General features: G+C 43.6%; 19 protein-coding genes. 10 read left to right on the top strand and 9 right to left on the bottom strand.

The window, feature by feature from the left end; genetic code table 11:
* Nucleotides 1-186 precede the first annotated feature (186 nt).
* The 3 genes from ptsG (at nt 187) to AAGA51_RS10350 (ending at nt 3,042) form a co-directional block, all read left to right on the top strand.
* Nucleotides 187-1,617 carry a PTS glucose transporter subunit IIBC gene (gene ptsG / locus AAGA51_RS10360; protein ID WP_042483571.1) on the top strand — a complete coding sequence of 477 codons (1,431 nt, stop codon included), beginning with the start codon at nt 187-189 and terminating at the stop codon, nt 1,615-1,617.
* A 164-nt stretch (nt 1,618-1,781) separates the two neighbouring features.
* Nucleotides 1,782-2,186, top strand: a complete 405-nt coding sequence (locus AAGA51_RS10355) for a hypothetical protein (RefSeq protein ID WP_042483569.1) — start codon at nt 1,782-1,784, stop codon at nt 2,184-2,186.
* Nucleotides 2,187-2,325: 139 nt separating this feature from the next.
* Nucleotides 2,326-3,042 (top strand): SDR family oxidoreductase, encoded by a 717-nt coding sequence (locus AAGA51_RS10350; RefSeq protein ID WP_042483567.1) that lies wholly within the window; start codon nt 2,326-2,328, stop codon nt 3,040-3,042.
* Nucleotides 3,043-3,113: 71 nt separating this feature from the next.
* On the opposite strand, the gene AAGA51_RS10345 is transcribed toward AAGA51_RS10350, so the two are convergent.
* Nucleotides 3,114-3,206 carry a MetS family NSS transporter small subunit gene (locus AAGA51_RS10345; RefSeq protein ID WP_146029080.1) on the bottom strand — a complete coding sequence of 31 codons (93 nt, stop codon included), beginning with the start codon at nt 3,204-3,206 and terminating at the stop codon, nt 3,114-3,116.
* Complete coding sequence (locus AAGA51_RS10340) at nt 3,206-4,666, bottom strand: sodium-dependent transporter (protein WP_042483565.1); 1,461 nt, start codon at nt 4,664-4,666, stop codon at nt 3,206-3,208. Before AAGA51_RS10340 ends, AAGA51_RS10345 begins: the two co-directional genes overlap by 1 nt.
* Nucleotides 4,667-5,347: 681 nt before the next feature.
* On the opposite strand from AAGA51_RS10340, the gene AAGA51_RS10335 reads away from it, so the two are divergent.
* Both AAGA51_RS10335 and AAGA51_RS10330 read left to right on the top strand, forming a co-directional pair.
* Nucleotides 5,348-5,437 (top strand): YnhF family membrane protein, encoded by a 90-nt coding sequence (locus tag AAGA51_RS10335; protein ID WP_042483562.1) that lies wholly within the window; start codon nt 5,348-5,350, stop codon nt 5,435-5,437.
* 18 nt (nt 5,438-5,455) lie between these two features.
* Nucleotides 5,456-6,646: a patatin-like phospholipase family protein gene (locus AAGA51_RS10330; protein WP_042483558.1), complete on the top strand. Its 1,191-nt coding sequence runs from the start codon at nt 5,456-5,458 to the stop codon at nt 6,644-6,646.
* Nucleotides 6,647-6,695: 49 nt separating this feature from the next.
* Here AAGA51_RS10330 and pyk read toward each other — a convergent pair whose 3' ends face one another.
* Complete coding sequence (pyk, locus tag AAGA51_RS10325) at nt 6,696-8,141, bottom strand: pyruvate kinase (protein ID WP_042483556.1); 1,446 nt, start codon at nt 8,139-8,141, stop codon at nt 6,696-6,698.
* 335 nt (nt 8,142-8,476) lie between these two features.
* Between pyk and mlc the strand changes: the two genes are divergently transcribed.
* Both mlc and AAGA51_RS10315 read left to right on the top strand, forming a co-directional pair.
* Nucleotides 8,477-9,694 (top strand): sugar metabolism global transcriptional regulator Mlc, encoded by a 1,218-nt coding sequence (gene mlc / locus AAGA51_RS10320; protein WP_042483552.1) that lies wholly within the window; start codon nt 8,477-8,479, stop codon nt 9,692-9,694.
* A gap of 86 nt (nt 9,695-9,780) precedes the next feature.
* Entirely contained in the window at nt 9,781-10,722 is a 942-nt protein-coding gene (locus AAGA51_RS10315; protein WP_042483549.1) for a chemotaxis protein CheV, read from the top strand.
* A gap of 76 nt (nt 10,723-10,798) precedes the next feature.
* Here AAGA51_RS10315 and AAGA51_RS10310 read toward each other — a convergent pair whose 3' ends face one another.
* From AAGA51_RS10310 to AAGA51_RS10295, 4 genes are all read right to left on the bottom strand, one after another.
* The gene (locus tag AAGA51_RS10310) at nt 10,799-13,870 is read right to left on the bottom strand and encodes an error-prone DNA polymerase (protein ID WP_042483546.1); all 3,072 of its coding nucleotides are present in this window, start codon (nt 13,868-13,870) and stop codon (nt 10,799-10,801) included.
* Between the two features lie 61 nt (nt 13,871-13,931).
* Complete coding sequence (locus tag AAGA51_RS10305; RefSeq protein ID WP_042483543.1) at nt 13,932-15,329, bottom strand: Y-family DNA polymerase; 1,398 nt, start codon at nt 15,327-15,329, stop codon at nt 13,932-13,934.
* 2 nt (nt 15,330-15,331) lie between these two features.
* Complete coding sequence (gene imuA / locus AAGA51_RS10300) at nt 15,332-16,018, bottom strand: translesion DNA synthesis-associated protein ImuA (protein WP_042483540.1); 687 nt, start codon at nt 16,016-16,018, stop codon at nt 15,332-15,334.
* A gap of 128 nt (nt 16,019-16,146) precedes the next feature.
* Nucleotides 16,147-16,890 carry a YciK family oxidoreductase gene (locus tag AAGA51_RS10295; RefSeq protein WP_042483538.1) on the bottom strand — a complete coding sequence of 248 codons (744 nt, stop codon included), beginning with the start codon at nt 16,888-16,890 and terminating at the stop codon, nt 16,147-16,149.
* A gap of 89 nt (nt 16,891-16,979) precedes the next feature.
* Between AAGA51_RS10295 and sohB the strand changes: the two genes are divergently transcribed.
* Nucleotides 16,980-18,038 (top strand): protease SohB, encoded by a 1,059-nt coding sequence (gene sohB, locus AAGA51_RS10290; RefSeq protein WP_042484136.1) that lies wholly within the window; start codon nt 16,980-16,982, stop codon nt 18,036-18,038.
* Nucleotides 18,039-18,325: 287 nt separating this feature from the next.
* Nucleotides 18,326-18,745: a DUF3319 domain-containing protein gene (locus AAGA51_RS10285; RefSeq protein ID WP_042483534.1), complete on the top strand. Its 420-nt coding sequence runs from the start codon at nt 18,326-18,328 to the stop codon at nt 18,743-18,745.
* Nucleotides 18,746-18,785: 40 nt separating this feature from the next.
* Here AAGA51_RS10285 and rrtA read toward each other — a convergent pair whose 3' ends face one another.
* Nucleotides 18,786-19,340: a rhombosortase gene (rrtA, locus tag AAGA51_RS10280; RefSeq protein WP_042483531.1), complete on the bottom strand. Its 555-nt coding sequence runs from the start codon at nt 19,338-19,340 to the stop codon at nt 18,786-18,788.
* Nucleotides 19,341-19,343: 3 nt separating this feature from the next.
* Here rrtA and AAGA51_RS10275 point away from each other — a divergent pair, with 3 nt between their 5' ends.
* On the top strand, nt 19,344-19,946 hold the full coding sequence (locus AAGA51_RS10275; protein WP_042483529.1) for a tRNA-uridine aminocarboxypropyltransferase: 603 nt from the start codon (nt 19,344-19,346) through the stop codon (nt 19,944-19,946).
* 7 nt (nt 19,947-19,953) lie between these two features.
* Here AAGA51_RS10275 and AAGA51_RS10270 read toward each other — a convergent pair whose 3' ends face one another.
* Entirely contained in the window at nt 19,954-21,303 is a 1,350-nt protein-coding gene (locus tag AAGA51_RS10270) for an anti-phage deoxyguanosine triphosphatase (protein ID WP_042483526.1), read from the bottom strand.
* Between the last annotated feature and the right edge of the window lie 69 nt (nt 21,304-21,372).

Raw genomic sequence — 21,372 nt, 5'->3', positions numbered from 1 at the left:
ATCTGTCTAATACTTTGAAACTTAATTTCGTAACTAAGTAGAATCCATGAGGAGCATCAATATATATTTAGAGGCGGAAAATATAATACATTTTGTGGTTACATTTTCATTGGGTGCTAACATTTAGGCTACGGGGGTGTGCCGTTAGAACCCTAAAATTCTAATAACTTAATCAGGAGCATAAACATGTTTAAAAACGCTTTTGCTAACCTGCAAAAAGTTGGTAAGTCTCTGATGCTACCAGTATCAGTGCTACCAGTTGCAGGTATTTTGCTTGGTGTGGGTGCGGCGAACTTTAGCTGGATACCAGAAGTTGTATCACACCTAATGGAACAAGCTGGCGGTTCAGTTTTCGGCCAAATGGCACTTCTTTTCGCAGTTGGTGTATCTCTAGGTTTCACTAACAACGATGGCGTTTCAGGTCTATCTGCTATCGTTGGTTACGGCATCATGATTGCTACGCTAAACGTAATGGGCGATGCAATGGGTGTTGGCCACATCGAAACTGGTGTTTTAGGTGGTATTTTAGCGGGTGGTGTTGCTGCTTGGGCATTCAACCGTTTCTACAAAATTCAACTTCCAGAGTACCTAGGCTTCTTCGCTGGTAAACGCGCAGTGCCAATCATCACTGGTTTCCTATCAATTGGTCTTGGTGTGATTCTTTCTATCATTTGGCCACCAATTGGTAGCGTGATTGCATCTTTCTCTGATTGGGCAGCAAACCAAAACCCTGTTACTGCATTTGGTATCTACGGTATTGTTGAGCGTTCTCTAATTCCATTCGGTCTACACCATATTTGGAACGTACCATTCTTCTACGAAGCAGGTACTTGTACAAATGGTTCTGGTGAAATCGCTCACGGTATTATGACATGTTTCCTAACTGCTGATGACGCTTCTCGCGCAGCGGGTAACGGTTTCGGTCAGCTAGCGGGTGGTTACCTATTCAAGATGTTCGGTCTTCCAGCTGCTGCTATTGCAATTGCACACAGCGCTAAACCTGAAAACCGTGCAAAAGTAATGGGTATCATGGCTTCTGCAGCTCTGACTTCATTCCTAACTGGTATTACTGAACCAATCGAGTTCTCGTTCCTATTCATCGCTCCAGTACTATACGTAATTCACGCAGTACTAGCTGGCGTTGCATACATGCTAACGAACTCTCTAGGTGTTGTTCACGGTCACACATTCTCTAACGGTTTCATCGACTTCGTGGTTCAATCTCCACGTGCTGAAAACATGTTACTGCTTGTTGGTCTAGGTATCGCTTACGCAGTTCTTTACTACGTAGTGTTCACTTTCGTTATTCGCGCTATGGACATTAAAACTCCAGGCCGTGAAGACGAGTCAGAAGCTGCAACAGCGACTACTGGTACTGAAATGGCTGGTGAACTTGTTGCTGCATTCGGCGGTAAAGAGAACATCACTAACTTAGACGCATGTATCACTCGTCTACGTGTATCAGTTGCTGATACTGAAATTGTTGATCAAGACAAACTGAAAAAACTTGGTGCAGCAGGCGTAGTTGTAGTATCTGGTGGCGTTCAAGCTATCTTCGGTACTAAGTCTGACAACCTTAAAACAGATATGGATGAGTGGATCCGTAACCACGGTTAATCCTCAGACATTTCTTCCCCTATAGAAAAGGAGACTTCGGTCTCCTTTTTTTGTGCGCGAATTCCTACAAATTTCTGATATTCCCTTACCTGACAATGACACATTCCAATGGCCGCTTGGGTACCGTCTATACTTTTGTATAGCTATGGTATTTGGAATTACATATGAAGAAATTAGGGATTGTCGCCTTACTACTTGGCACTTCATTCGCTGTTCATGCACAGCAGAACAAAGGCTTTGAAGTCGGCATGGCAGTTGACCAGCAGCTTAGTGTTGTTTTTGAAATCGATGACCAATATCGTTTCATTCTAGGTAATGATGGCGCAGCGTTTGATTACATTTTTGCTCAGGGAGGCTTCAACAGCCCAAATGTACCTTTTGACTGGTATGTTGGAGGCGGAGCATGGGCTGAGTGGGAAGATGATTTTGGTGCTCGTCTACCGTTAGGTATTAATTGGCAGTTCAATAACCGTTTTAACCTTTATGGTCAGGTACACCCTGAAGTCAATTTTTATAGCGGCCCTGAACTGCAAATCGGAGCGGCATTAGGCCTGACGTATCATTTCTAATCTTAAAACTATTTAGTTCGTTATGTGATTGCCCGCCTTTTCGCTTTTAGGTAGTTAAACGTATCATATAGGTAAATCGTATCAGCCGTGCTTGTCATGGCTGAATTTAAACCTATTTGAACAAAAGCGTGGATACCTGATGCTGGATGTTAGAAATAAGAATTTTATTGTCACAGGAGCGACATCCGGTATTGGACGTTTGCTGACAAAGCGATTGTTAGAGCTAGGCGCCAATGTGGCTTTCTGTGGGCGTTCGGAAAGTAAACTCAATGAATTAGTTTCTGAAGTCACATCTTGTGATAGCCAAATGTTCTCGCAAGCCTTTGACGCGACAAATTTCGGGTTGATCAATCACTTCGTTGCTGATGCCAGTGAGAAACTGGGTGGCATTGATGTATTGGTTAATTGTGCTGGTGCGAATACATCGAGAAGTGCTGTCGCAGACTTATCTGTAGATGACCTCATGGGGTTAGTTCAACTGAATATGATGTCTCCATTCGTTTTTATGAAGGAAGTTTACAATGCTTCGATGAAGCCTAGAGGGCAGGGCATTGTCATCAACGTTCTGTCAACGGTATGCGGATTTTCCAATGAAGGGATTGGTGCATATACAGCCTCAAAAGCGGGTATCGATGCCTTAACGAAGGTTTTCCGAAAAGAAGCTAGGGAACATGGTGTGAAAGTATGCGCTATTTATCCCGGTGGGGTAGATACCCCTTTCCGAGCCGCTGATCGCCCTGAGTACTTAGATCCAGAACAGGTGGTGGATGCGATTTTGCTTATGGCGAGTCAAAACGGCATTTCTAGTGTAGACGAATTAGTTATTCGACCTATAGTTGAGAAAAATTATTGCTAGAGGTAGGAGACTCTTCTATCCGTATTAAATAAAAAACCGGCGTTCTGCCGGTTTTTCTTTAGCTGGATGACTTATTTGTCCATCGCTTTCTTGATACAGATAGCAGCGCCACCCCAAGTGATACCAAGACCAATGATCATCATAATAATTGCGCTAGTCGTCATTAGTTTGCCTCCTTACGGCTGGTTAGGTTAACAAGGACACCAAATACAAGTAGAACACCAATAATTGCCCAACCTAGAGTTAGGTCGTAACCACCGTAGCCTTCAGTGAACAGTGCAATCAGTTTTGTCGCGATGATGATCGCTAACATCACTGGAGTCACAAAACGTAAACAGATGTCAAACCAAACGCCCACGCTGAAATCAGAAATGCTGTTCACGTATTTACGTACGTCAGAGACTTTTAGCAACCAAGTCATTAGCGCGATTTCAACGAAACAGCTTGCCATGATACCTACGTTGTTTGCGAAGTGGTCAACAAGGTCAAGTAGAAGTAGACCACCGTTGGTTGCAAACGCCATAGAGATCACTACGCCTGAACCAATAACGATGTTTGCAGCTTTTTTACGGCTCCAGTTTAGCTTATCGATCACTGCTGAAGTAACAGCTTCCATGATAGAGATGTGCGAGCTTAGGCCTGCAACAACCAATGCTAGGAAGAATAGTGGACCTAAGATGTATGGAATTGGTAAAAGGTTAATTGCCGCTGGCAGTGTTACGAATGCCAGACCTACACCTGCAGAAACAACTTCTGTTAGAGGTTTACCTTGCTCTTGAGCCATGTAGCCCAGTACAGAGAAAATCATAATACCTGCAAGAATCGAGAAACCACAGTTGATCAATACCGTCATAAACGCATTGTTTGTGATGTCTGATTTCTCTGGTAGGTAGCTTGAGTAAGCAAGCATGATTGCAAAGCCGATACTTAGCGTAAAGAAGATCTGACCATAAGCTGCCGCCCAAACTTTCACATCCCAAATTTTGCTGAAATCTGGTTCGAACATATAGTTCACACCATCAAGCGCACCAGGAAGGAAAATCATACGTGCAATCAGACCCAATACCATGATGAACAAAATTGGCATCATGATCTTAGAAGCTCGTTCAATACCCGCTTTTACACCACCTACAATAGCCGCATAAGTGATTGCCCAAGCGATGAGCATAGCGAATGCGATATTCCATTGGATGTCACCAAGGTTGGTTGGTGAGTTGTCGCCAAGCGCCAAGTATTCACTAAAGAAGAATGCGTTAGTATCTGTACCCCAACCTTGAGTGAATGACAGACCAAAGTAAGAGATAGCCCAACCAATAACAGCCACATAGTAAACTGCGATAAGCGCAGCAATACCTACTTGGAACCAGCCTAGCCATTCAAATTTAGAATTGATCTTTGCTAGCGTAGAAGGTGCTGAACCACGGTTTTTTTGACCCATACTGAACTCAAGGATCATGAATGGGATGCCCGCAGTAAGTAGTGCGAAGATATAAGGAATGAAAAATGCGCCGCCGCCGTTTTCATAAGCCATATAAGGGAAACGCCAAATGTTTCCAAGACCGATTGCAGAGCCCACTGCAGCTAGGATAAACCCAACTCGGGATCCCCATTGTTCTCGCTTCATGTTTTACTCCTTTACGACACTCTGAGGTCTGAAGCTTCTTTATGGCTATCACTGGCGAACATGGCTACTGTCGATATTTTTTAGCATTCTATAGAATGGCTCAATATTTTATCTATCGTCCATGATTCGGTGAAAAGTTAGTATTAAATTTTGTTTGCCTTAAGAAAACTCAGAGTTTTGTTCTTTATTATCTGATGTGTGTTTGCGAAATCTGAAATAATCAGCTACGCGTGGTACCGAGGCTACAGATTTGTTCTGTTAATAGCAATAGAACATAAATGTTAGTTTTTTGTGTTTATATAGTTTTATTGTGTGATGTATTGGCTAATATGTGGTTTAAAATATTGCTGAGTTACTTATCACTGGCTCAAGTGATGTTTATTTCGTTTATTTGTAATTTATATCACTATTAAAAACAGTAGAGTGTATGACTGAAAAATATACAATCGACAGTGAATCCCTCCACCTTTCGCTCTTTATCTAAAATAAGGAGAGGAAATGCAGACATTGTTAATCAAAGAGTCGTTGAGGTTAGTTTTTTCGTTCTCCAGATTAGTCTAATGAGGGATATGGTGATTGAGTTATTGTGAGGGCAATTGCATAATTGTAGGTGAAAAATCGACAATTCTTGATGGCTTCCTTTACCGATGTTATTAATTTGTTAAGTAAAAGGAGGTCTGTATGGAACATGATCTAAAGTTTGCAGTAATTGCTACTGCCGTTATCTTTACGGTACTTGTCGGTTTTGGATTGATCGCAATAACACACTAACTGATAAGGGTTCTACTTATGCCTAATAGTGGAACTGTTTCTAATTTAGATAACAAAGTCGATGTGATTCGACTATCCAAATTCATCGGCGGTAAAAACGCTCTGGTTGCTCAAGGTGGCGGTCAGAGAGGTATATTTACTGCCGGTGTATTAGACGCCTTTAATCTCGCCAACTTCGACCCATTCGATGAATTTTATGGTACCTCCGCTGGTGCTCTGAATCTCAGCGCTTTTCTCTGCCGTCAGCATGGCTTAGGCAAAGCTTTCATTACAGAACTCACCACTACACCCGAGTTTTTCCACCTTTTTGGTTACATCCGTAGAAAACAATATATGGATCTTGACTGGGCGTTGGAAAAAATTTGTGACTTCCCATTTCATATGGATATAGACATGGGACGTAGGGCATTAGGTTCACGCAAAGCAATGGCGGCTGTTACATCCTCATTGACCCTGAGTGATGAATACTTTCCGATGCTGGGAGGCAACTGGAAGGATATTATGAGAGCGACATGCGCGATTCCTCGCTTATATCCCAAACAAGTCGAGTTAAACAATCAGTTTTACATTGATGGCGGAGTCTCTGCTTCCATCCCTGTTCAGGAGGCTTGGCGTCGAGAAGCTCGTTTTATTACGGTGATCAGAACGGAAGAAATTGATTTTGAATCAGGGCTAATCATGCAGGATGAAAGAGCTCGGCAGGAAGAAATTAAATGGTTCAGAGATTCTTTTAACAGTATTCAAAATCAGTGGCAGAACCGATTAGGTCAATGGAAACAAGACTGGAACCGTTTTTTTCAGCAGCAAATTGCGCGCTCCAAAGAGTTGAAAAATGAGCATAAACACCTACAAGCACTCAACGGCGGTCGTTGGTTATTTGGTGCGGACGATATTTATCGATTGAGTCATTTGCTTGGAGATAAATTTGATTCAGGGCTGGCGGATATGTTGATGGTACATTACCAGACTTACTCCCTAACTAGAGAGTTTCTGAATTCACCACCTGATGATGTGTTTATAGTACAAATTGCGCCAAGCAGTCCTCTGAAATCCTCCTCTTTGATGAGTGATAAAGAAGACCTATTACACGATTATGAGTTAGGTGTTGAAGCCGGAAACCGCTTTATCAATTTGTTTTTGCAGGCTAGGGAGATAAAAGCGGAACGCATTATTCGTGCAGATTTTAATTCTCTGGAAATCGGCGAATAACTCACTCTAGAACAAGTAGAGTGAGTTATTGCTTTATGGGATATACCAGTTAGAAGACTGGCAGGATACGCATACAGTTGGTTGAACCTTCAACCTCCATCACATCGCCTTGAGTGATGATAACCAAGTCGCCAAACTCGAGCAGTTTTTTATCTTTGAGAGATTTCAAAGCAGATTGTGCCGCAATAAATCCTTCTTCATGCTTACTGTCGAAATAGAATGGAGTAACTCCTCTGTATAGCGCACAGCGGTTAAGCGCACGTTCATTACGTGACATGGCAAAGATAGGAAAGACGGAATTTAAACGAGACGTCATTAGTGCTGTCCGTCCCGATTCCGTTAAAGTGACCATCGCCTGTACACCTTCCAAATGGTTAGCTGCATAAATGGTAGACATGGCGATGGTTTCTTCTGAGGTGGCAAAGGAACGATCAATACGATAGTTCTGTTGATTCGACTCAATGGTTTTCTCTGCACCAATACAGACTTCAGCCATCGCTTTGACCGTCTCAACAGGATATTTCCCCGCCGCAGTTTCTCCTGACAGCATTACGGCATCGGTGCCATCAAGTACGGCATTCGCAACGTCCATGACTTCGGCACGGGTTGGCATTGGATTTGTGATCATAGACTCCATCATTTGCGTGGCGGTAATCACCACTCGGTTGAGAGCTTTCGCGCGATGGATCAGTTTTTTCTGCACACCCACGAGTTCTGGGTCGCCAATTTCGACACCGAGATCGCCACGAGCCACCATGATCACGTCAGATGCCATGATGATATCGTCAATATTTTCATCGCATGAGACGGTTTCTGCGCGCTCCACTTTCGCTACTAACCCCGCTTCTAAGCCAGCATCTCGAGCAAGACGGCGAGCATAATTCATATCTGCCCCGTTGCGAGGGAATGAAACGGCGAGGTAATCCACTTTGATTTCAGCTGCAAGAAGGATATCGCGTTTGTCTTTCTCGGTCAGTGCGTCTGCTGAAAGGCCTCCTCCTTTTTTGTTGATGCCTTTGTTATTCGATAAAGGGCCACCGATCAGGACGGAGGTAAAAATCTTATTGTTTTCAACAGACAATACTTGTAGCTGTACTCTTCCGTCATCGAGCAGAAGGATGTCGTCTCTTTTGACATCGTTTGGCAAGGCTTTGTAATCAATACCGACTGAGTCCTGATCGCCCATTTCGGGCGCCAGTTCGGCATCAAGGATAAATCGGTTACCTTCAGTCAGGAGAATCGGTCCATCTTTAAATGTGGATAAGCGGATTTTGGGGCCTTGTAAATCACCCAAAATCGCGACATTTTTTCCGAGTTTTGCTGCGATTTCGCGAACTTTTTGAGCTCTTAGCTTGTGGTCTTCCGCAGAACCGTGCGAAAAATTCATTCGTACTACGTTTGCCCCTGATTTTATGATTTGCTCTAGTACGTTTTCTTTATCTGTGGATGGGCCGAGTGTGGTGACAATTTTGGTACGTCTTTGACCTAAACTCATGGTGATCTCCTACAGTGATCGGGCAGATAAGGTATCGAGGATTTTATAAGTATAAACAACACCCATAGTACTTGAGATGAAGGTTATAAAATTGTTACGTAAGTCTGAGATTTTTGTAGGAATTTGGCCGTAATGCTCAATGCAATTAAAATAATTTTGCTCTGAAAATAAGTTTTTCAAACACAGATATCGAGCCTACCCAAACCCGACAATTTGACTGAATACACAAAGTTCCGAGTATATACGTGATGCTGGTCACGGGTATTTACCAAAGCCCTTCACAATTAGTTCGCAAAGTAAAAAAATTGGCAGGTTGTTGTTTTTTGGAGCGTACTATGTACATGGCTCAACCTGGCCATATTGACCACATTAAGCAGGTCAATGCTGGTCGTGTGTATAAATTGATTGACCAAAAAGGTCCGATATCTCGTATCGATTTATCGAAAGAGAGCGAACTCGCGCCTGCAAGTATTACTAAAATTACTCGCGAGCTTATTGATGCGCACCTAATTCATGAAACAACGGTTCAAGAAGCTATCAGCCGTGGTCGTCCTGCTGTAGGTTTACAGACCAACAATGAAGGCTGGCAGTTCCTTTCTATGCGTCTGGGACGCGGATATTTAACCATAGCCCTTCATGAGCTTGGTGGTGAAGTTCTGATCGATACTAAAATTGAGATTCATGAAATCGATCAAGACGATGTGCTTCAACGTCTTTTATTTGAAGTTGAAGAATTTTTCCAAACTTATGCTGACCAACTCGATCGCGTCACGAGCATTGCTATCACTTTACCGGGTTTAGTTAACTCGGAGAAAGGCATCGTTTTGCAGATGCCTCACTACAACGTGAATAATCTAGCGTTAGGCCCTGAAATCTATAAAGCAACTGGGCTGCCTGTATTTATTGCTAACGATACTCGTGCTTGGGCTTTGGCGGAAAAGTTATTTGGTCATTCGCAAGACGTTGATAATTCAATTCTGATTTCAATACACCATGGTTTAGGCGCTGGTATCATTCTTGATGGTCGAGTACTGCAAGGTCGTAACGGCAATATTGGTGAATTAGGGCATATCCAAATTGACCGCAATGGTAAGCGTTGCCACTGTGGGAATATTGGCTGTCTTGAAACGGTTGCCAGTTCTCAAGCGATTCGAGAACAAGTCGCAGAACGTATTGCCAATGGTGAAGCTTCAAGCTTAAGTGAAATTGCAGAAATCACGATAGAAGATATTTGTTCTGCGGCTGCAGAAGGGGATCCTCTTGCGGTTGAAGTGATTGAGCAGCTTGGTGCTTATTTAGGTGCGGCAATTGCTATCGTAATCAACCTATTTAATCCAGAAAAAATTCTTATTGGTGGCGTTATCAATCAAGCAAAAAGTGTGTTGTACCCGGCAATTCAGCATTGTATCGAACAACAAAGTCTTCCTGTTTACCATAAAGATTTGAAGCTGGTGGAGTCTCGTTTTTACAAACAGGCGACGATGCCTGGTGCAGCGCTTGTTAAGCAAGCATTATATGATGGTTTGTTGCTGATGAAGGTGGTGGAAGGATAATTATCACAATACCTTGAGTACTATCATTTACATTTATCCTTTGTAGCTATACTGTTATTGGGTTTTAATAGTTTGCGGAATTTTCTATGTCAGGTGTTTTAAATTCAGTCGATCAACGTACTAACTTGGTTGGCGAAAACCGACTTGAGTTATTGCTTTTTAGCTTAAACAGCCGTCAACTGTTTGCTATTAACGTATTTAAAGTTAGAGAAGTGATTAAAGTCCCTCATCTAACTAAAATGCCAGGTTCGCATCGCAATATTACCGGTGTTGCAACACTTCGCGGAGTGCCAGTTCCGATTATCGACTTGCGCCAAGCGATTGGTTTCCCACCATCTCGATTAGAAAAGCCAGAGCAAAACCTCATTATTACGGAATACAACCGTACTACTCAGGGTTTTCTCGTTGGCCAAGTCCGCAACATTGTTAACACTGCATGGACAGAAATTGAGCCGCCGCCAAAATCAGCAGGGCGTTCAAACTACTTGACTGCCATTACTCAAATTAAAGAGCAAAATCAAACCAATATCGTTGAAATTATTGATGTTGAGAAAGTGCTTGCAGAGATCATCGAGTACGATGTTTCTATTTCTGAAGAGCTGCTTGACCACAATATTTTGGGTGAAATGGTAGGTCGCAATGTTTTAATCGTGGATGATTCTTCAACCGCACGAAACCAGATTAAAGATACCTTGTCACAGCTTGGTCTTAACATCATTGAATGCCGAGATGGTTTGGAAGCTTTGAATTTCCTCAAATCTTTGTGTGATGCCGGTAAAAACATTAATGATGAACTTCTGATGATGATTACTGATGCTGAAATGCCAGAAATGGACGGCTATCGCTTAACTCATGAAGTTCGTAATGATCCTCGTATGAAAGACCTGTTTATTACTTTGAACACGTCATTGAGTGGTAGCTTTAACGAAGCGATGGTTCAGAAAGTCGGTTGTAATCGATTCATTTCTAAGTTCCAGCCCGACTTGTTAGTGCAAGTAGCTCAAGAACGACTTCGAGAAGTTTTATAAGAATAGAAAAGCGCTGAACATTCAGCGCTTTTTTGTATATTCAAATACTGCCTCTCAGTATTTAATAGTATCTGGCTTAATGAAAATCCCGAGAGCGACTTTGAAGCAACGTTAAATGTTCGGTGATATCAATCAGTTTTCCCGCGATCACATGCACCACATTTTCTTCTTTCTCGACAATACCTTTTACCATTAGGACTTTGGCACTGATATAAGCGCTTTTCTGTGCTCTAGCTGTGGCTTGCCAAACTACGGTATTAATATTTCCGGTATCGTCTTCTAGTGTGAAAAACGTTACGCCAGCGGCTGTTCCGGGAGCTTGTCGTCCGGTGACGACTCCTGCAACGGTAACGAGTGATTTATGTGGGAGATGTATCAGGTCTTTATGACGGGTGAATTTGCCCAAGAGACCAGCTTTGTCTAATAAGGTTATCGGATGCTGGTTAAGGGACAATCCTAACGATGCATAATCTTCTATCAGATCTTCCATCGCTGTAGGTGAGTGTTGAATTTGGCGTTCATCTTCTTGATAGTGTTCAAATAACGGCAGGTCAGAAAGAGAATCCATGATCGCCCAACGGGTGTCGTAGCGGTTATTGGTCAAGCGATGCAGGGCATTGGCAGAGGCTAGTGATTCCATATCTTTCTGGTTAATTCCTGCATTTTTTAGCTGGTTAACATGTTGAAATCCGCCAGTAGGGCGAGCACGCAGCAGTTGCTCGCTTCCTGAGTCGCTTAACCCTTTCACCAGACGCAGACCGAGCTGAATAGCAAAACCTTGCTGGTGGCGTACGACTTGATGCTCAATAGCTGAATGATAAACGCAAACAGGCAGAACCACAATGCCGTGCCTTTGAGCATCCTGAATCAGTTGTGAAGGACTATAAAACCCCATAGGTAAACTATTGAGCAACGAGGCGTAGAACGCTTCCGGATAATAGTATTTGAGCCATGCAGAACAATATGCCAAAACCGCGAATGACGCCGAATGGCTCTCTGGGAAACCGTATTCCCCGAAGCCACAAATTTGATCGTAAATCCGTTCAGCAAACTCCTTCTCATAGCCACGTGCCAGCATGCCATTTATCAATTTAGGTCTGAATTTAGCCAACTCGCCACTCTTTTTCCAAGACGCCATCGCTCGGCGAAGCTGATCTGCTTCGCCTCCACTGAAACCAGCTGCAACCATAGCAATTTTAATCACTTGCTCTTGAAAGATCGGAACGCCCATCGTCCGCTCTAAAACTTCTTTCACCTCTTGAGATGGGAAAGAAGGTTCCTCAATACCATTTCTTCGTTTAAGAAACGGGTGCACCATATCTCCTTGAATTGGACCGGGGCGAACTATGGCGATTTGTATGACCAGATCATAATAAGTGCGAGGCTTTAAGCGTGGCAGCATACTCATTTGCGCGCGAGATTCTATTTGAAACACGCCTACGGTATCTGCGCGTTGTATCATCCCATACACGTTTTCGTCGTCTTTTAAACGAGTGATGTCTGCAATGTTGAGCTTTCGTTGATGGTGGAGTTCGATCATGGTGAAACACTTACGAATGGCCGTTAGCATACCTAACGCCAGCACATCGACTTTCATCAGTCCGAGACTTTCTAAATCGTCTTTATCCCATTGAATAATGGTTCGTTCCGGCATGGCTGCGTTTTCTACGGCGATAAGCTCGTACAAAGGGCCCGCGGAAATAACAAAGCCACCCACATGTTGTGAGAGGTGACGTGGGAACGACTGTATTTCGTTGACCAGATCGATAAACAGTTGCCCTTTATGCGACTGTGGCTGAAGTCCAAGCTCTATGATCTGGGCTTGCCATCCAAGCTGGCGGTCTCTGCGGTTAATATTTTTGATAAAGAAATCGAGTTGAGTCTCGCTAATCCCCAACGCTTTCCCTACGTCTCGAATAGCGCTTTTTAAGCGATAAGTAATCACTGTCGCGGCCAATGCAGCTCGCTCTCTGCCATATTTCTGATACAGGTATTGAATGACTTCTTCACGTCTCTCGTGTTCAAAATCCACATCAATATCTGGCGGCTCTTGGCGCTCTTTACTGATAAATCGTTCAAATAACACTGCGACTTGGCGAGGGTCGACAGCGGTTATCTCTAAGCAGTAACAGACAATAGAGTTAGCGGCAGACCCTCGTCCTTGGTATAGAATACCTCTACTTTTGGCGAACATAACGATGTCGTGAATAGTAAGAAAGTAGAACGGATAGTTGAGTTCCTCAATCAGAGAGAGTTCTTTATCTATGGTTGCTTGAATATCGTCAGGGACACCTTCGGGAAAGCGAACAAGCTTGCCTTTTTCAACTAATAGACGTAGATGTTCCATCGGTTCTGAACCGTTCGGTATCAATTCGCTTGGGTATTCGTATTTCAGATCACTCAGTTTGAAGTGACACAGTTCAGCAATGCGCACACTCTCTTCCAACCATTCACTTGAGAATATTTTGGCGAGCTTTGCTTTACTGCGCAGTGCCCGTTCAGTGTTGCCAATTAGATGAGCCTGAATGTGTTCGACACTCTGGTTGTGCTTGATGGCCGTCAGAACATGTTGCAGTGGAAGGCGAGTGGCCGTATGCATAAGAACACCGCCACATGCAGTGATGGGCAAACTCAGTTGTTGAGCCAGTTCCTGACAGTGCGAAATATAGTGATGGTCGTTCGCGCCAAGATGGCGTTGAACGGCAATCCATAAACGACCTTGATGATATTGCTTCAGCCACTTTCCCCAATAGGCATTGTTGTCTTCCTCGGTTGGAAGCCAGAGAATAAGGCAGTGCTTCGCGGACATTAAATCCCATTCAGATAACTGATAGCTGCCTTTTTCACTGCGCCTACGGGCATTGGTGATGATTCTGCACAGCTCAGCGTATGCTTGGCGATTTGGGCACAAAAGTACAACTTGGCACTCACCATTGAGCCAAAACATACTGCCGACAATTTGTTTGATACCAAGCTTTCGGTCTTTGATGGCTGTATGAGCTCTCACGACGCCAGCGATTGAACACTCGTCGGTAATCGCTAGAGCACGATAGCGTAGAAAATCCGCGTGCTGAATAAGTTCTTCAGCATGAGAAGCACCCGTCAGAAATGAGAAATTGCTTTGGCAAAATAGTTCAGCGTAAGCCATGTCACTACTCTTATAAAAATCGTCTGATCAAAGAGGCACGTTTGCTAAACAAGCCTGCGTTTTAGCTAAACTGGCCATGCAGAAACCAGTGTTTATCTTGGTTGCGAAATACCCAAAGCCAGCGGCCTTGTTCGCTGTGGGCAATGAAATAGTCACGAGTGATGGGCTGGTTGTCCCACCATCCAGTGACTAGTCTTTCAGGCCCATGGATGAGCGATACGATTTCACACAGAGGTTCGGGCTCAGGAAGCAGCAGGCTAGGGCGCAACTCTGGTCTGCGTAATGTATGGGATGTGGGTTCTGTTGCTGCTATGTATTGGCTGCGCTTCTCTGGGCGAGGATCATCACTCAGATTCGGCTTATTGACTTGTGCCTGACCAAGCTTGGCTTGTAGCAGAGTGATCAGTTCCAGTGCTGTCGTCTGACCTTTTTCACCATCAAAAATGTCCGTCACGCTTTGGTTCATTTCCCCAGAACGAATGACTTTTAACGTCATTGCCAGTGCGGGTTGGGACAGTTGTATTGACTCTAGAGTGAGTTGACAGAGCTTCCCCCATTTTCCACAAGCATATTCTCCCTGTGCTGAAGTAAAATGCAGACTGTTTTTGATGTTATCTCGCTGAGTCAGTATCAGTTCAAGCTCAAAAGCGACCTGATTTCGCAGTGTTAAAAATTGCTCTAAGCGTTTTAGCAAACGAGATAAAGGCTTCTCCAACCATTGAATATTTTCAATTTCATACAGCAATTCTAGGTGGCTACAAAAGGCTTCTGGCGGATGGTAAAAACTAACTGGATGCTTAAATTGCCCCAAGAGCTTGCCTACATAGTTCACTAAATCGATATCAAACCGTCTTGCCAGATCTTGTATTGGTACGGCAAGGAGGGCTTTGATGTCTCGAATCCCGACTCTGGCGAGTTTTTCTACCTGTTTAAAATCCAGTTCTGTGGCACTGAGTGGGTAATCGTTAATGGCAGCAAGAATCTTGTCTTTATCCTCAATGATGATGTTTGAACCGCTTTTTCCAAGCAAAACAGCCGAAAGTGGCGAAAAACCGGAACCATAGTAGTAACGTGTTTTACGTAAACGAAGATGAGCACTTAATGTGTGCCAATAGTTATCCAGACCCGAATACAGAGACAGCATGTTAGTGACTCTTAGCAATATGCCTTTTGGTGGAAGCAACACGATGTCTGAGGTTACCAGATACAACCATTGTGCTATCTCTTCGATGGTTTGATTTTCAACATTCTCATCATAGGGATGTACTTGTAGATCGCTGCACATAGATGCCGCACTGCCTAGCCCCATCCCAATTTTTATGCCTTGCTTTAATGCACAAGCACTGGCTTGAACAACATGGTTATCACGACCTTCGATGATAACCAGAGGGTATTCATGCTCGGCGTATAAGGTATCCAGTTGTAGTGCTGGAAAATGAAGATAGATCCAAAGCGTCATCGTTAGCCCTGCATACGTTGAGGAAAGGCGATAACTTGTGAAGACGGTTTTGAAGAAGCCTGCGGGATCACCAAGTTTGGCCAGCGCTCATACATAGATAGCTTAAATGCGCTTAAAGGCCACCCACCTTTGCGTTTTGGGACACTAATCTGCAGACCTTGTGGATCAGCTTGTAACGATAAACTTAGTGATACTGGTAGCGAAAATACGCTTTCTTGCGGCGAACGGAAAAGAAATTGCAAACAGCTACCCGTTTCACAGGCAACATTTAAGCGACGAACCTGATGGACTTCGAGCTTATCTTGCCAAAGCAATACTTGACTGCATGCACCACTTTTTAGGCATTGCTCGGCAGCCCACAAGGCTTCCTTATGGTTTTTGGGCGTTAAAACCAATACGTGTTCAAGGTTTATACCTTCACACTTCAGACTTTCAGCCTGCACTATGCCCGGTGGATTAATAAATACCGTTAATCGCTTATCATGTTGTTTCAGATAAGGATAGATAAGGCGTAATTCACCAATACCCGACAGAGACTGAATTTCAACCACACCATGAGGAGGAAAGCCTCCGGCAAGTTTGTCATCCAGTGCATTGAATCCGGTAGAGCGGGCGCTTTGCTCATACTTTGTTTCAGAGCCTTGCCATAGCCAGTGTTTGTTCTTGAGGTGTTCTATCAGTTCATACATAATAATTTACCTGTATATTTGTACAGTATATTTTGTTGTTTAGAACATTCAAGAAAAAAGTAAGGTTTAGAAACAACAAAGCCTCGCTAAGCTAGCAAGGCTTTGAATCGTTTGATGAAACTCAGTAACTATTTTTTCGGCTGAGCATCAATGCACTGACCATTGACAGCTTTGCCTTCTGGCGCCATCAAATACAGGTATAACGGCATAATGTCTTGTGGTGTTTTCAGTAGGCCTGCATCTTCCGCAGGGAAAGCTTTTGCACGCATACCAGTACGAGTACCACCTGGGTTGATAGCATTAACGCGAATATTAGTATCGCTAAGCTCATCGGCAAGCACTTGCATCATGCCTTCAGTCGCAAATTTGGATATCGCATAAGTCCCCCAGAACGCGCGACCAGAATGGCCTACCGTCGAGCTGGTGAAAATGATGCGGGCATCGTCAGATTTATGAAGTAGAGGCAGCAGAGCTTGAGTCATCAGGAACTGTGCTTTGACGTTTACCTGCATGACGTCGTCGTAAGAATCTTCGCCGATCTGATCAAATGGGCTTAGTACACCCAAAATGCTGGCGTTGTGTAAAACACCATCCAAACGGCCGAACTGGCCTTCAATGGTATCCACCATATCCAGATAGTTCTGTTTTGTTGCTCCTTTCATATCTAAAGGAACAATAGCAGGCTGAGCATAGCCAGCGGCTTCAATTTCATCGTAGGTTTGTTCTAATTTCTTCACAGTGCGCCCAAGCAAGATCACTGTCGCACCATGTGCCGCATAAGTGATGGCTGCTTGTTTACCAATGCCGTCACCAGCACCTGTAACTAAAATTACTTTATCTTTTAGGGCGTTTGCAGACACTGAATAATCCACGTTACGTATCCTTATTGTTATGATTTACTTTAAGTCATGATGACAAGGTGGTTACAATACACCAATTCGCATTGAAGAGGATGAGTACATTGGAATTTTTGTTGGACTATGGCTTATTTTTAGCCAAGATCGCGACAGTTGTGGTTGCGATCGTTGTGTTGTTAGTCATTGCTAAATCCGTCGGCGGAAAAGGTGCAGCTAAAGGTGAGTTGGAAGTGACCGACTTAACTAAGCAGAACAGAGAGAACGCTGAACATTTAGAAGCGCACTTACACGATGAATCTTTTTTGAAAGCTCGCCATAAAGCAGAAGCGAAAAGCGAGAAAGAAAAACATAAGCAACACGAAAAAGCCGTTAAGAAAGCCGCAAAATCGGGCGAGTTAAAAGAAGAACGTGAACCTCACTTATTTGTTTTAGATTTCCACGGCAGTATTGATGCCAAAGAAGTGTCTTCACTGCGCCAAGAGGTTACCGCGATTCTGGCTGTCGCACAGCAAGGTGACGAAGTGTTACTGCGCCTTGAAACGGGTGGCGGTATGGTTCACGGCTATGGCTTAGCGTCTTCACAGTTGGATCGTATTAAAGCCGCAGGCTTACCTTTGACTATTGCGGTAGATAAAGTGGCAGCAAGCGGTGGCTACATGATGGCCTGTATTGCGGACAAAATTGTTTCGGCGCCGTTTGCTATTGTTGGCTCTATTGGTGTGGTAGCACAGTTGCCTAACTTCAATAAACTGCTGAAAAAACACAATATTGAATTCGAACAACTGACCGCAGGTGAGTACAAACGTACATTGACTATGTTTGGTGAGAATACGGATAAAGCTCGTGAGAAATTCAAGCAAGAGCTGGAAGAAACGCATGTATTGTTTAAAGATTTCATCCGTGAACGTCGCCCAGAGTTAGATCTAGACAAAGTGGCAACCGGCGAGCACTGGTTTGGTACGCAAGCAAAAGAGCTTGGTCTGGTAGATGAAATCAAAACATCGGACGATTTAATTGTTGAAGCGTGTAAAGAGAAGACGGTATTAGCTCTTCGCTATGTGCAGAAGAAAAAATTGACCGACAAACTGGCAGGTGTTGCCGGAGAAGCGGCTGACAGTGTTCTATTAAAACTGATCAACCGAGGCCAACGTCCGATTGTGTAGTTGTTTGAATAAGTCTGAAGACCATTCTGAAAATTACCTAGTTGATAAAAAACCTGCTTAGGCAGGTTTTTTATTGTCTGTCGAAAATTAACGTTATGGAAATGGCTGGTGGAATGTATCAGAAGTCAAAGAACCTCTATACGCTCACAGTTATCGGTGGAATGAAAATGTTAGGGTTTACAGTGCGGTAGATGAAATAGAAACATGCCGAGATAAAAATGGTCAGGTTTGGGAATGTCGTTTCATTAAGAAAGCGTAGTCACTGACTCTCACATTAGGTAGAAATAATGGATAAGATGAAATCATTTCTGAGTATCTTTACTTCGGCTAAACCCAAATCTAGGAAAGCACATACCGTTAGAACAGACTTTTATCGAGGTCACTTCATAAAACGCAATGCTGATAGTTCAGAGCGTTGGTCTGTGATATTAGGTGAGAAAATGGCGGTAGGTGAAATAAAATACATTAAAATGACCATCGATCATTGGGCAGATACGGGAACATATGTACCCCCAGAATATTTTAAAAGTAATGATGATCCATCGAATAGGCAAACTTTTGATTACAAAAATTTTAAGATAATTAATGACCTTGGTGGGCAGAATGATTGGTATATCATTTACCGGGAAAAATTAATGAAAGGCTCTAAAGATAAAATAATTCAGGTGATTGATCGGATAGAAGAAAGGGTATCTGTCATTAAATAGTTGGTTATCTATGTAATTAAGGTTTAAATATAGGACGTTTTTACTTCTTTAAGTATTGACGTTTTTTCATTTCGGCGATTGATGCCAGCAGTAAACCACCAAGTAAACCAGCCAGATGTGCTTCTGTTGCGACTCGTGCACCAATCATTTCAGCTGTGTTGGTGGAGGCGCCAAAGAGCTGTTCACTGGCGACTTTTAACATCACCCCAATCACTAATAACCAACTACTTTTACGTCCACCTAATGCTTCATTCAAAGCATAAAAAGCAAATAAGCCATGCAGAGTGCCAGATAAACCCACGTAGTTCACCATGTTGGTAAATAACAGGCTGATTCCTATCCAAGTGCTGATAAGTAAAGTGAGCAGGGCAAAGTAGCGAGGTTTGGGTTGGAATAGGTAGCCAATGACCCACAAACCTAACAAATTCATCGCCAAATGAGCAAAGTTGGTATGAGTGAAGTTTCCTGTTACGATCCGCCACCATTGACCATTTTCTATCACATCGGCTTGCCAAGCCATTACGTGGCTGAAAGGCTCAAACTGAAGCCCAAAGCAAACGGCGGTGACTATAGATAACAGCAGGTAAAGATTCACAAAATGTCTCGTTATTGTTCTCAGTGTGGAAAGGCACGTAAAGCGTGTATCTGTGACAACATTGTTGCGCTTGATTCGCAGGTCGAGCTTATCATCCTTCAACACCCAACAGAAGAACACCGACCTATGGGAACGGCGCGAATTTTAAGTTTGTCACTGGTCAACAGTCGTCTGTTGGTCGGGGAGGACTTCCGCGAACATGGCGAACTAAACCGACTATTAGCAGAGCCGGATGTTGAGCATTTTGTTCTATATCCTAGTGATGTTTCTCTATCGGCTGCGGATGTAGCGTTACCAATTGAGAAAAAAATCCGCATCATTTTACTGGATGGAACATGGAAAAAAGCATTCAAGATGTGGCAGCTAAATACTCAGCTCCACCATCTGCCTTGCTTGCATTTGCCAGAAGATTTGAAAGGTAATTATCGTATTCGCAAAGCGCCAAACGAAAATGCGCTGTCAACCGTTGAAGCTGGTTTTCATGTTCTCAGCATCATGCAGCCAGAGAAAGACTTTTCGCCTCTTTTAGACGCATTTGAAGCCATGATCGATTATCAAATTCAGCAAATGCCTGCTGGCGTATTTGAGCGCAACTATCGTTCCTAAGTGCGTGCTAATAATGAGTGTGAGCAGAGAATAGCTGCTGATGTAGACGCTGTGCATAGGCATCGGTCATTGCAGAAATATAATCGCAAATAACCCGTAATCCATCGCCTGATGTTTGCTCTGCATTAAGCCATTTTTCCTTGGTGGCGGAAGGAAGCAATCTTTCAGGATCAGCGGCTAAAGCTTCAAACATATCCATAATGATTTGTTGCCCTTTGTACTCAAAACGCTGAACTTCAGGTATTTGAATGACATATTGGCTAACAAAGTGTTTAAGCACTTCCAAAGCAGTTGCCATGTGAGGTTCCAAGTAAGCATTTAGAGCGAGAAGCTCACTATGGAAAGGTGCATTAACGGGTTGAATGCTGATGCTGGTAAGCAGGGCATTGACTATGCCGCCTATAGCATCTTTGCGCACATGGTGTTTGCCAGAAAAAAGCATATCACTGAGCTTGCCTGTATTCTCGCCAAACCAAGGGTCGCCACATTTCTCCAACTGGGCAGCCGCTTCACTCCACTGCTGACGAGTTACCATGCCAAGTACAATCGCATCTTCTAAATCGTGAACACCGTAAGCAATGTCATCCGCCAGTTCCATAATGGAGCAATCGAGCGACTTGAAGCGAGTTTTTTGATGTTGATATGGTGACTGTATTCCGTCACGCATTTGGCTAATCAGTGCTCTGTCATGAGCATCAAGAGGCTCTAAGACCCAGTCAAAAACAAAGCTGTCACAGTTATAAACCCCTTTCGCTGGTGACCAGTCTTTCGCTTTTAACTGACGCTGGTGAGGAACGGATTCCGGTATTTTTTCTGCACGAGTTGCACTCAGCAGGGCAGGATATTTCAATAGCCCGAGCAGAGTACGTCGAGCAAGGTTCATTCCGTGATGTTCAGTATAGGGTTCTAAGCAGGTGACAATTCTGAACGTCTGAGCGTTGCCTTCAAAACCACCATGTTCACGCATCATATAGTTCAAGGCGACCTCACCGCCGTGCCCATAAGGTGGGTGCCCAATATCGTGCGCTAAACAAAGTGAATCAATTAATGTGTCGCTACCCAATAATTCACTGAATTCGGGTTGTTTAAGTTTTAGTTGGGCGACGATGCCTGTGCCGATTTGCGCGGCTTCCAAAGAGTGAGTAAGGCGAGTGCGGTGGAAGTCATTAAGACTGGTACCGTGAACCTGAGTTTTTGCTTGCAGGCGTCGAAAAGCGGCGGAGTGAAGTATGCGTGCTCTGTCTCGCTGAAAAGGGCTGCGGTGATCATTACGGCGAATTTTATGTTCGTCGTTCTTACGCTCTTGCCATAGAGCATTGCATTCGTAGTTTTCCGCGAGGTCGAAAGAGGGTTTCATTCATAACTCCTACAAGGTGTTTGTATAACTTATAGTGACTTAGCGGTGTTCGTCCAGAGATAACGCGAA

The organism is Vibrio diazotrophicus, from assembly GCF_038452265.1.
Classification (GTDB): domain Bacteria; phylum Pseudomonadota; class Gammaproteobacteria; order Enterobacterales; family Vibrionaceae; genus Vibrio; species Vibrio diazotrophicus.
This window is presented reverse-complemented; position numbering and strand designations above follow the sequence as displayed.

What these genes read in the sequence shown, in the direction of transcription:
- ptsG (WP_042483571.1), top strand. Translation starts at nt 187, where the DNA reads ATGTTTAAAAACGCTTTTGCTAACCTGCAAAAAGTTGGTAAGTCTCTG.
- AAGA51_RS10355 (WP_042483569.1), top strand. Translation starts at nt 1,782, where the DNA reads ATGAAGAAATTAGGGATTGTCGCCTTACTACTTGGCACTTCATTCGCT.
- AAGA51_RS10350 (WP_042483567.1), top strand. Translation starts at nt 2,326, where the DNA reads ATGCTGGATGTTAGAAATAAGAATTTTATTGTCACAGGAGCGACATCC.
- AAGA51_RS10345 (WP_146029080.1), bottom strand. Translation starts at nt 3,206, where the DNA reads ATGACGACTAGCGCAATTATTATGATGATCATTGGTCTTGGTATCACT.
- AAGA51_RS10340 (WP_042483565.1), bottom strand. Translation starts at nt 4,666, where the DNA reads ATGAAGCGAGAACAATGGGGATCCCGAGTTGGGTTTATCCTAGCTGCA.
- AAGA51_RS10335 (WP_042483562.1), top strand. Translation starts at nt 5,348, where the DNA reads ATGGAACATGATCTAAAGTTTGCAGTAATTGCTACTGCCGTTATCTTT.
- AAGA51_RS10330 (WP_042483558.1), top strand. Translation starts at nt 5,456, where the DNA reads ATGCCTAATAGTGGAACTGTTTCTAATTTAGATAACAAAGTCGATGTG.
- pyk (WP_042483556.1), bottom strand. Translation starts at nt 8,141, where the DNA reads ATGAGTTTAGGTCAAAGACGTACCAAAATTGTCACCACACTCGGCCCA.
- mlc (WP_042483552.1), top strand. Translation starts at nt 8,477, where the DNA reads ATGTACATGGCTCAACCTGGCCATATTGACCACATTAAGCAGGTCAAT.
- AAGA51_RS10315 (WP_042483549.1), top strand. Translation starts at nt 9,781, where the DNA reads ATGTCAGGTGTTTTAAATTCAGTCGATCAACGTACTAACTTGGTTGGC.
- AAGA51_RS10310 (WP_042483546.1), bottom strand. Translation starts at nt 13,870, where the DNA reads ATGGCTTACGCTGAACTATTTTGCCAAAGCAATTTCTCATTTCTGACG.
- AAGA51_RS10305 (WP_042483543.1), bottom strand. Translation starts at nt 15,329, where the DNA reads ATGACGCTTTGGATCTATCTTCATTTTCCAGCACTACAACTGGATACC.
- imuA (WP_042483540.1), bottom strand. Translation starts at nt 16,018, where the DNA reads ATGTATGAACTGATAGAACACCTCAAGAACAAACACTGGCTATGGCAA.
- AAGA51_RS10285 (WP_042483534.1), top strand. Translation starts at nt 18,326, where the DNA reads ATGGATAAGATGAAATCATTTCTGAGTATCTTTACTTCGGCTAAACCC.
- AAGA51_RS10275 (WP_042483529.1), top strand. Translation starts at nt 19,344, where the DNA reads ATGTCTCGTTATTGTTCTCAGTGTGGAAAGGCACGTAAAGCGTGTATC.
- AAGA51_RS10270 (WP_042483526.1), bottom strand. Translation starts at nt 21,303, where the DNA reads ATGAAACCCTCTTTCGACCTCGCGGAAAACTACGAATGCAATGCTCTA.